The following is a 9,787-nucleotide window of genomic DNA, read 5'->3' as shown; positions in this document are numbered from 1 at the left end:
GTCTGTTTTTTATACGCCACCGGGCGTTACCCCTGCGGCCGGCGGGGTACCGCGATCCCGCTGAGCGGCCGGGGGGCCCCCCAGATCGTATCGGGGGGGCCGCGCGGTCGCGTCTCGCGCCTGAGAGGTGAGGCAGTGCGGGGAGTACGGAGCGCACGGGAAGTACGGGAAGCGCGGAAGCACAGGAAGCACGGAAGCACGGGAAGTACGGGAAGTACGGGGGACCCATGGAGCAACCACCGCAACAGAGGCAGTCGTTACCGCCGCCACCGGATCCATCGCGGGTGGCGCGGGCGTCGGGGCCACCGCGGCCACCACCGGAGCCGTCGGATCCGTCGCGGGTGTCGCGGCCGTCGCGGCCACCACCGGCGGCACGGCCGTTGCGTGTCGCGGTCATCATCGGCAGTACGCGTGAGGGGCGCGTCGGTGATGTCATCGGCCGCTGGTTCGCGGAACGGGCGGCCGGGCGGGACGACCTGGAACTGGCGGTCGTCGATCTGATCGACTTCGACTTCCCCGCGCATTACCCGGACCGTCCCACTCACCAGATGTCCGCGTTCGCGGCGGAGGTCGAGCGGGCGGACGCGTTCGTGGTGGTCACTCCCGAGTACAACCGCTCGTTCCCGGCCTCCCTGAAGCAGGCCATCGACTTCGCGTACGACGAGTGGCGGACAAAGCCGGTCGCGTTCGTCAGCTACGGCCATGGCGCGGGCGCCGGGCTCTACGCGGTGGAGCAGTTGAGATCGGTCTTCACCGAGCTGCACACGGTGACACTGCGCAACGGCGTGAACATCAACCTCTTCGAGGACTGGCCGGTCGGCTCCGCCGGCCTCTCCGGTGCCGCTGGTGCCTCCGGCGCCGGTGACCGGGCGGCGGGGCTGATGCTCGACCAGCTCGGCTGGTGGGGCCTGGCGCTGCGCGAGGCCCGTGAGGCACGCCCGTACCTCTCCTGACCCACGGACAAGGGAACAGCAATGAGCACTGATCTGGCGATCGAGACCAGAGGGCTGGTGAAGGTCTTCGGCGAGAACCGGGCCGTCGACGGGGTCGATCTCGCCGTTCCGGCGGGCACGGTCTACGGGCTCCTCGGGCCGAACGGCGCGGGCAAGACGACCCTCGTCAGGATACTGGCGACGCTGCTCCGGCCGGACGGCGGCGAGGCGCGGGTCTTCGGCAAGGACGTACGGAAGGAAGCGGACGCGGTGCGCGGCCGGGTGAGCCTCACCGGGCAGTACGCGTCGGTCGACGAGGATCTGACGGGTACGGAGAACCTGGTGCTGCTGGCACGGCTCCTCGGCCACTCGAAACGGGCGTCCCGGGAGCGGGCGGCGCGGCTGCTGGCGGCGTTCGGTCTCGCGGAGGCGGCGGGGCGGCAGGTCAAGAACTACTCGGGCGGGATGCGGCGCCGTATCGACATCGCCGCGTCCATCCTCAACACGCCGGACCTGCTCTTCCTGGACGAGCCGACGACCGGGCTCGACCCGCGCAGCCGCAACCAGGTCTGGGACATCGTGCGGGCCGTCGTCGCGCACGGCACGACGGTGCTGCTGACGACGCAGTATCTGGACGAGGCGGACCAGTTGGCCTCCCGTATCGCGGTGATCGACCGTGGCCGGATGATCGCCGAGGGAACGAAGGGTGAGCTGAAGGCGTCGGTCGGCGCTGGGGCGGTCCATCTGCGGCTGCGGGACGCGGCGCAGCGGACGGAGGCCGAGCAGGTGCTGGCGCGCGCGCTCGGCGCGGGCGTGCAGCTCGACCCCGACCCGGTGGCGCTGACCGCGACGGTCAACGGCCACGGCACGGAGCGGGGCGCGGCGGAACAGGCCGCGCGTGCGCTGGCGGAGCTGGCCCGCGCGGGGATCACGGTGGACAACTTCTCGCTGGGCCAGCCGAGTCTGGACGAGGTCTTCCTCGCCCTCACCGAAAGAAATCCGGACGGTACCTCGCACAGCACCCCTGACAACAAGCTGCACAGCAGCCCTGGCCACACCCCTGGCCACACCCCGGACAACACCCCGGACAACAGCCCGCACAGCAGCCTTGACGACGGGCCGGGCGGCAGCGGGGCGACCACCCCGACGACGGAGGAGGCGGCGGCATGAGTACCGCGGTCACGAAGACGAAGAACGCGCACGATCCCGCGGACCCCGCGCTGACCTCTCCCACGGCGGAGGATCTGGAGGCTCTGCTGGCCGGCCAGGACCGGCCGCCCCGGCCCAGCGGGCTCACCGCCTCGCTCGCCTTCGGCTGGCGGACCATGCTCAAGATCAAGCATGTGCCGGAACAGCTCTTCGACGTCACAGCGTTCCCGATCATGATGGTGCTGCTGTACTCGTACCTCTTCGGGGGCGCCCTGGCCGGTTCCGTGTCGGAGTACATCCAGTTCCTGCTGCCGGGGATCCTGGTGATGAGCGTCGTCATGGTCACGATGTACACGGGCGTCGCGGTCAACACCGACATCGAGAAGGGCGTCTTCGACCGCTTCCGCACCCTCCCCATCTGGCGCCCGGCCCCGATGGTCGGCTACCTCCTCGGCGACGTCGTCCGCTATGTGATCGCCTCGGCCGTCATGCTCGCCGTCGGCACCCTCATCGGCTACCGGCCGCAGGGCGGCCTGCCCGGGGTCGTGGCGGGGGTGGCGCTGCTGCTCGTCTTCTCGTTCTCGTTCTCGTGGGTCTGGACGATGTTCGGCCTGATGCTGCGCAGCGAGAAGTCCGTGATCGGCGTCAGCATGATGGTGATCTTCCCGCTCACCTTCCTGAGCAACGTCTTCGTCGACCCGAAGACGATGCCGGGCTGGCTCCAGGCGCTCGTCAACAACAGCCCGGTCAGCCATGTGGCGACAGCGGTGCGAGAGCTGATGGCAGGCCACTGGCCGGCGGAGGCCCTCGCCTGGTCCCTCGGCTGGTCGGCGGTCCTGCTGATCGGCTTCGGCACGGTCACGATGCGCCTGTACAACCGCAGATGACGCCGTCCCGGCCCCCGGGGCCCGCCGGTATCCGCCTCCCGTGAACGGTGTTGCGCGCCACTCACCACCGGCGGAGCGACTGATGGAGCGGCTTCGCACGGTTCATCCGAGACGCCAGTTGACGGGGGGTGTGGCGGGGGCGGGGCGGTAGGCGCAGGTGGAGCCGGTGTATACCGATGCCCTGAGGTGGGCCGCGAGTTCGGGGTGGAGGGTGTCGAGCTTGCGCAGGGTGTCGCGGATGCGGGCGGTGACCGTCTTACGGGCCCGTTCCGCCTCGTCGCCGAGGCGCCGGGTCCGTCCGCCGAGCCCCGCCGCCCGGCGCAGCTCGTCCAGCAGGGCCCGCCGCTCCCGCTCGCCCTCGGCGGTGCGGGCCACGTCCCCGCGCGTGCCCGCGCGAGCGATCTCCTCGTCCAGCTCCTCCAGCCGGCGCTTGTAGGCGGCCTTGGCGCGCTCGTCCAGCACGGGGTCGCCACCCAGTGACCGGGTCGCGGCCACGACGCGCCCGCCTTCGGGGGCGAGGAGTTCCCCGGCGGGCAGGTCGGCGCCCGGGTGGCCGAGGAGCGTGTGCAGGTCCCGTAACCCCTTGGCGTCGGGCACATGGACCGACCGCCCCGCGAAGGCCAGCGCCCAGACCGTGCCGTCCCGCCGGAACTCGGCCTGCTGGACATGGGCCGGGGAGGTCGGCGCGGCAGGTTCGATGGCAGACGAGGGCGAGGGCACGGGCACGGGCACGGGCACGGGTGAGGGCGCGGGTGAGGACCGGGCCGGGGTGCGGGAGGGGGTGGGGGAGTGGTGGCGCAGGGCCTCCGTCAGGGCCCTGGCCGCGCGGTGCGACCACGGGGCCGCTCCGAGCCGGTCCGCCGCGTCGCGGGCCGCCGTCAGCGCCGCCACCGCCTCGTCCCACCGGCCGCTCGCCGCGTCCAGCGTGCCGAGCCAGAGGTCGACCGGGCCGCTGATGTCACAGCCGTACAGGGAGACCATCCACTGGCCCGCGTACGGCGCGAGCGCCGCCCGCGCGCGGACGATCAGCGCCTCGTCGCCCGACGCGGCGGCCGTCTGGGCGCGGAAGCGCAGCCACAGCGGGGCGTAGACGCGGGGGAACGGAGGGTCGGCCCCGGCCTCCACCTCTCGGAGATACCGGACCGCGCCCGCCGTGTCGCCGCGCTCCAGCGCCGTGAGGGCCACCGGCAGCCGGGGATACGGATAGCCCAGCCCGTCCAGCGTGCCGGCCACCGCCCCCGCCGCGTCGAACCGGCCCCGGAGCAGCTTGAGCGCCCAGTCCAGGTGCGCGCTGATGAAGGCGTACGGCGCGTGCTCGCGCCATGGCCCCAGCGCTTCGGCCAGCAGCTCCTCCGCCTCGTCGAAGCGGCCCGCGAGGGACGCGGCCACGGACAGGTCGATGGCGCTGCCGAGCTGGAAGAGGCGTTTGCCCGTCCGCCCGGCCAGGGTGACATACGCGTGCAGCTCCGCGCGGAAGCGCGGATCGCCCTGCTCCAGCAGCGTGACCCAGCGCATCGCCGTCGCGTGCGTCTCCATGTCGCGGTCGCCCGTGCGGCGGGCGATGGCGGCCGTCTCATCCGTGAGCGTGAGCCGTTCGGCCGCCGTGCCCAGCCCCCAGATCGTGTCGTGCCGTGCCCAGAGCGAGAAGGCGAGCGCGTCGTCGTCCTCCTCGCGGCGCGCCAACGCCGTGGACCGTACGGTCAGTTCCTGCGCGAGCTGGGCCGGATCGAGCTGCTGCGGATCGGCGGCGCCGTCGATCAGGGTGCGGTGGGCCTCCCGGAGCAGCCCGGCGGTCTGCGCCTCGCGGCCAGGGACACCGCCCCGGCGGTGCAGGGTGATCGCCACCCGGGCCAGCAGCTCGGCGTCCCGCAGCTCACGGGCGGGGGCGGCGGCCCGTTCGAAGTACCGCCAGGCTTCCTCCTCCTCGCCGTAGTTCCGTAACTCGCCGCCGAGGTCCAGCGCGATCAGCACGGCCCTGCGCGGATCACCGGCCCCGCTCTCCCGCCTCTCCGTCCCCGTCCCCGCGCCCGTCCCCGCGCCCGTCCCCGTCCCCGCGTCCGCCTCCGGCCGCCGGTCCGCTGTCCGCTCCGCTGTCCCCTCGGCGATCTCCAGCGCCCGCCGGTAGTGGCCCAGGGTCTCCTCGCCGGCCAGCCTGCCGGAGGCATCGCGCGCCGCCGCCAGCAGCACGTCCAGCCTGCGGTCACGCTCCAGCGCGTCGCCGGCCAGATAGGCGTGCCGGGCCAACTCGGCGGGGAGGAGCTGATCGTTGAGCGCCGGGTCGCCGTCCAGGGCGCGGACGACCGCGGCGTGCCGGTGCCGTACGTCCGGCTCGGGGAGCGATGCGTACAGCGCCTCCCGTACGAGATCGTGCGCGAAGGCGAACCGCCCGGCCCGCCCGCCCACCACCACCCGGGCCGCCACCGCGCGCTCCAGCAACCGGTCCACGTGCGGTACGGGCTCGGCCGTGACGCCCGCCAGCACCCGGCGGTGGAACTCCCGGCCCAGCACGGCGGCCGACGTCAGCAACGCGGATACGGCTGAGGGGAGTTGGTCGATCCTGCTCCGCACGGCCTCGCTCACCCCGGGTGCCACCGCGGAGAGCGGGCTGCCGCTGTGCCAGAGCCGGGCCGTCTGCTCGACGAAGAACGGATTGCCGCCGGTCCGCCGGTGGACCTCGTCCATGACGGCCGCCTCCGGCTCCCGCCCGGCGGTGAGTGCGAGCAGCGCGCCCACCTCGTCGCGGTCGAGCCCCGTCAGCGTCAGCGTCGTCGTCGCCCGCGCGACCAGCGGGAGGATCAGCCGCTGGAGCGGATGGTCCGGCGCCTCCGCCTCGACGTCGCGGTACGCCCCGACGAGCAGCAGACGCTCGAACCAGGCGTGCTGCGCGGCGAATTCGAGGAGCCGGAGGGAGGCGGTGTCCGCCCAGTGCAGATCGTCGAGGACGACCACGACGGGGCGGTCCTGCGAGACGGTGACCAGGGCCGTGGTCACCGCGTCGCACAACGCGAAAGCGGCCGGCGAGGAGTTCGCGCGGTCCGGGGACCGTACCTGCCCCGGCTCGCCCAGCAGCACCGCGAGCCGCCCGCCCGCCGCCCTCTCGACCTCCGCCCAGCGCTCCTCCCCGACCGCGCGCCGCAGCCCCCGCAGGACCTGCACCCACGGCCAGTACCCCGGCGCGCTGTCCGAGTCCCAGCACGAGCCGCCCAGCACGAGCACCCCGCGCCGCCGCGCCTCGTGCGCCGCCCGCGTGACGAGCGCGGTCTTGCCGATGCCCGCCTCGCCCGTGACCAGCGCGAGGCCCCCATGGCTGTCCGTCGTCCGGGCGATCTCCGCCCGGAGGACACCCATGGGGTGCTCACGCCCGATGAGAGCTGGGGTCATGGTCAAACCATAGGAGACCCCACTGACAACGGACCTTCGTCGCAATCAGATCAAGGCGTGACGTTCGCGAGAAGCTGCTCGAAAGGCACGACGTCATCGAAGTCGTCGGATCCGTTCGCGCCTTCGCCGTTCTCCTGGCGTCCCTTCTCGCGTCCCTTCCCGTTCCTGCCGTTCCCCGAGGTCCCCTCGCGTGCCGTCCGCCCCTGGAGCAGCCGGCCGAACTCCCCGCCCGCCCGCTCGATCCGGGCCGGCAGTCCGCCCGCGTGCGTATCGGCCCGCGCGCCCCAGTCGTCCGTCGCGGCGAACACGGCGGTCGGGAGGGTCAGCGCGTGGAGGTACGAGAACAGCGGGCGCATCGCGTGTTCCACCACGAGGGAGTGGCGGGCGGTCCCACCGGTGGCCGCGAGGAGTACGGGCGTCCCGGTGAGCGCGTCGGGGTCGACCAGGTCGAAGAACGACTTGAACAGCCCGCTGTACGAACCGGCGAACACCGGCGTCACCGCGATCACCCCGTCCGCCCCGCCGACCGCCGCCAGCGCCGCGCCGAGCGTGGCCGAAGGGAAGCCGGTGACCAGGTGGTTCGCGATGTCGGCGGCCAACTCGCGCAGCTCGACGATCTCGACCTCCGCCTTGCGGTCCTCGGCGGCGAGCGCCTTCACGGACGCCTCCGCCAGCCGGTCGGCCAGCAGGCGCGTCGACGACGGCTTGCCGAGACCGGCCGACACGACGACCAGCTTCAGCGGTTCCACGGAGCCGGCGGAGCCGGCCGAGGGGACGGCGTTGACGGACGGCACGGTGACCATGGTCAGACCTCCTTCTTCCCGGTCGCGGCGACGGCCGGGTGGAGCGGCCCCGCCGGGACCCCGGCCGGCCGCCGGTTCGCGAACTCCTTGCGCAGTACGGGGACGACCTCCTCGCCCAGCAGGTCGAGCTGCTCCAGCACCGTCTTCAGCGGCAGCCCCGCGTGGTCCATCAGGAAGAGCTGGCGCTGGTAGTCACCGAAGGTCTCGCGGAAGGACAGCGTCTTCTCGATGACCTCCTGCGGGCTGCCCACGGTCAGCGGGGTCTGCTCGGTGAACTCCTCCAGGGAGGGCCCGTGCCCGTACACCGGCGCGTTGTCGAAGTACGGGCGGAACTCCCGTACCGCGTCCTGCGAGTTCTTCCGCATGAACACCTGGCCGCCGAGGCCGACGATCGCCTGCTCGGGGGTGCCGTGGCCGTAGTGCGCGTACCGCTTGCGGTACAGGTTGATCAGCTTCTGGAAGTGCCCCTTGGGCCAGAAGATGTTGTTGGCGAAGAAGCCGTCTCCGTAGAAGGCGGCCTGCTCGGCGATCTCGGGCGACCGGATCGACCCGTGCCAGACGAACGGCGGAACCCCGTCCAGCGGCCGGGGCGTCGAGGTGAAGCCCTGGAGCGGTGTACGGAACTTGCCCTCCCAGTCCACGACGTCCTCGCGCCACAACTTGTGGAGCAGGGCGTACTTCTCGACGGCGAGCGGGATGCCCTGCCGGATGTCCTCCCCGAACCAGGGATAGACGGGCCCGGTGTTCCCCCGCCCCATCATCAGGTCGACGCGCCCGCCGGCCAGGTGCTGGAGCATCGCGAAGTCCTCGGCGATCTTCACCGGGTCGTTGGTGGTGATGAGGGTGGTGGAGGTGGAGAGGATGAGGCGCTCGGTGGTGGCCGCGATGTAGCCGAGCATCGTGGTGGGCGAGGAGGGCACGAACGGCGGGTTGTGGTGCTCGCCCGTCGCGAAGACGTCCAGCCCCACCTCCTCGGCCTTCCGCGCGATGGTGACCATCGCCTTGATCCGCTCGTGCTCGGTCGGCGTACGTCCGGTCGTCGGGTCGGTCGTGACATCGCCGACTGTGAAGATCCCGAACTGCATCGAGCTCACCTCTCGCCTCTTGGGTGGACTGGCCTCTGATCCGGCTCCATCGAAATGGTTGAAGCTTCAACTTCGCCCACTGAAGCGTACAACGGCACCGGGCGCGGAATCTATTCCGGACTCGCGGCGGGAGCCTTCGCCCTGCCGCGTGAAGTCACTTTAAGTAGATTTGTCGTACCAATCTGGAACCTTGGGATCGGTGATGCCCCTCCCCATGGGTGGAACAGCCAGGCACGCCCCTAGGAGAACGCCGATGCCGCACGCCCGCCACAAGGAGGGGACAGGGGAGGAGCCCCGTAAGAAGGGGCCCGGTAGGAAAGAGCCCGGCAGGAAAGAGCCCGGCAGGGAAGCGCCCGGCAGGGAAGCGCCCGGTAAGAGGGGGCCCGGCAGGCCGGGGCCTCGTAAGAGGTGGGTCCTCGGGGTGGCGGTGGCCCTTGTGCTGGGGGCGGGCGTCTGTCCTGTGTTCGGTGGCCTCGGGGACTCCTCCGACACCGGCGACCCGATCGGCTTCGCCCAGGGCGGGGACGCGCCCCCCACACCCGCCACCGGGGGTGACGGTGGGCGGCAGCCGGTGGCCGCCGGGGCGTCCGAGGTGCTGATGCCGACCGGGCCGGCCGCCGCGTTCACCGTGGCCGCCACCGTTCCCGAGGACGGGTCCAAGATCGCCGTCACCACGCTGAAGGGGAAGAAATCCGGATTCACGGGGCGGGTCTGGGTCTGGGCGCCGCCGCAGTACCGGGAGCCGCGGTACGCGAAGAGCGGGTTCCCGGTCATGATCGCGCTGCCCGGGGGTGCCGGTTACCCCGTCAACTACTGGATGGGTACGGATCTGAAGCTGGAGGCGAGCATCGCCGCGTGGTCCAAGGAGGGCAGGAGTCTGCCCTTCATCCTGGCCATGCCGGTGCTCAACCCCCGCCCCGACGCCGGTGGGCTCTACTGGGACGCCAGCGACATCCCCGGGCAGCCGAAGATGGGAACGTGGCTGACCGAGGACGTCCCCGACCTGGTCAGGGCGAACTTCCGCACCCTGAAGTCACGCGACGGCTGGGCGATCATGGGCTCGTCCACGGGTGGATTCGCCGGGCTGAAGTCCGTCCTCCAGAAACCGCACCAGTTCAAGGCGGCCCTCGTCTCGGGCCCGGACCTCGTGCCGGACTCCCGGCTGTGGGCCGGGCACGAACAGCAGGAGAGGGAGAACGACCCGACGGTCCTCGCCCCGGAGCTGATCAGGGCGAAGGGCCCTGACGTCTATATCGCGTTCCAGGTGGGGACGGTCGGCTCGGACGCCCGGACCAGGCCGAAGGTCGAGGACTTCGTCCGGACGTACACCCGAGGGCCGATCAGGACCCGGCTCAGCGTGATCCAGGGTGGTGGTCACAACGCGCGCACGTACGTGCCGAACATGGTCGACGCCGGTCTGATCCAGTGGATCAGCGCACATATGCGAGGACCGGTCCCCGCCCCCTGACCAGGACCGACACCAGCACCAGGGCCAGCACCGACACCAGCACCAGGGTCAGGGCCAGCACCGACACCAGTCCCGGACGCCA

Annotated in this window: 7 protein-coding genes; 4 read left to right on the top strand and 3 right to left on the bottom strand. The window is 71.9% G+C overall.

Annotated elements, in window-relative coordinates; all coding sequences use genetic code 11:
* The first annotated feature begins 341 nt into the window (after positions 1-341).
* Genes ACFXPL_RS23400 through ACFXPL_RS23390 form a run of 3 tightly spaced genes read left to right on the top strand, consistent with a single transcriptional unit; the run spans position 342 to position 2,968 of the window.
* The gene (locus ACFXPL_RS23400; protein WP_384922770.1) at positions 342-953 is read left to right on the top strand and encodes an NADPH-dependent FMN reductase; all 612 of its coding nucleotides are present in this window, start codon (positions 342-344) and stop codon (positions 951-953) included.
* Between the two features lie 21 nt (positions 954-974).
* A complete protein-coding gene (locus ACFXPL_RS23395; protein WP_384922767.1) occupies positions 975-2,102 on the top strand; it encodes an ATP-binding cassette domain-containing protein in 1,128 nt (375 codons plus the stop codon).
* Positions 2,099-2,968, top strand: coding sequence for an ABC transporter permease (locus ACFXPL_RS23390; RefSeq protein ID WP_384922764.1), 870 nt, complete (start codon positions 2,099-2,101; stop codon positions 2,966-2,968). The genes ACFXPL_RS23395 and ACFXPL_RS23390 overlap by 4 nt, the downstream gene beginning before the upstream one ends.
* A 102-nt stretch (positions 2,969-3,070) precedes the next feature.
* Here ACFXPL_RS23390 and ACFXPL_RS23385 read toward each other — a convergent pair whose 3' ends face one another.
* From ACFXPL_RS23385 to ACFXPL_RS23375, 3 genes are read right to left on the bottom strand one after another with little or no spacing between them, the layout of a single operon-like run.
* Positions 3,071-6,349, bottom strand: a complete 3,279-nt coding sequence (locus ACFXPL_RS23385; RefSeq protein WP_384922761.1) for an ATP-binding protein — start codon at positions 6,347-6,349, stop codon at positions 3,071-3,073.
* Positions 6,350-6,399: 50 nt separating this feature from the next.
* Positions 6,400-7,152 carry an FMN reductase gene (locus ACFXPL_RS23380; protein WP_384922758.1) on the bottom strand — a complete coding sequence of 251 codons (753 nt, stop codon included), beginning with the start codon at positions 7,150-7,152 and terminating at the stop codon, positions 6,400-6,402.
* Between the two features lie 2 nt (positions 7,153-7,154).
* Positions 7,155-8,237 (bottom strand): LLM class flavin-dependent oxidoreductase, encoded by a 1,083-nt coding sequence (locus tag ACFXPL_RS23375; RefSeq protein WP_384922755.1) that lies wholly within the window; start codon positions 8,235-8,237, stop codon positions 7,155-7,157.
* A 421-nt stretch (positions 8,238-8,658) separates the two neighbouring features.
* Between ACFXPL_RS23375 and ACFXPL_RS23370 the strand changes: the two genes are divergently transcribed.
* Positions 8,659-9,705, top strand: a complete 1,047-nt coding sequence (locus tag ACFXPL_RS23370; protein WP_384922753.1) for an alpha/beta hydrolase — start codon at positions 8,659-8,661, stop codon at positions 9,703-9,705.
* Positions 9,706-9,787 lie beyond the last annotated feature (82 nt).

Origin of the sequence: Streptomyces sp. NPDC059092 (assembly GCF_042756365.1) — a bacterium.
In the GTDB taxonomy this organism is placed as follows: Bacteria; Actinomycetota; Actinomycetes; order Streptomycetales; family Streptomycetaceae; genus Streptomyces.
Note: the sequence above shows the minus strand (reverse complement) of the source record. Positions and strands in the feature narration are given on the sequence as shown.

Coding starts and splice junctions, on each gene's coding strand:
- ACFXPL_RS23385 (WP_384922761.1), bottom strand. CDS start 6,349: ATGACCCCAGCTCTCATCGGGCGTGAGCACCCCATGGGTGTCCTCCGG.
- ACFXPL_RS23390 (WP_384922764.1), top strand. CDS start 2,099: ATGAGTACCGCGGTCACGAAGACGAAGAACGCGCACGATCCCGCGGAC.
- ACFXPL_RS23375 (WP_384922755.1), bottom strand. CDS start 8,237: ATGCAGTTCGGGATCTTCACAGTCGGCGATGTCACGACCGACCCGACG.
- ACFXPL_RS23395 (WP_384922767.1), top strand. CDS start 975: ATGAGCACTGATCTGGCGATCGAGACCAGAGGGCTGGTGAAGGTCTTC.
- ACFXPL_RS23380 (WP_384922758.1), bottom strand. CDS start 7,152: ATGGTCACCGTGCCGTCCGTCAACGCCGTCCCCTCGGCCGGCTCCGCC.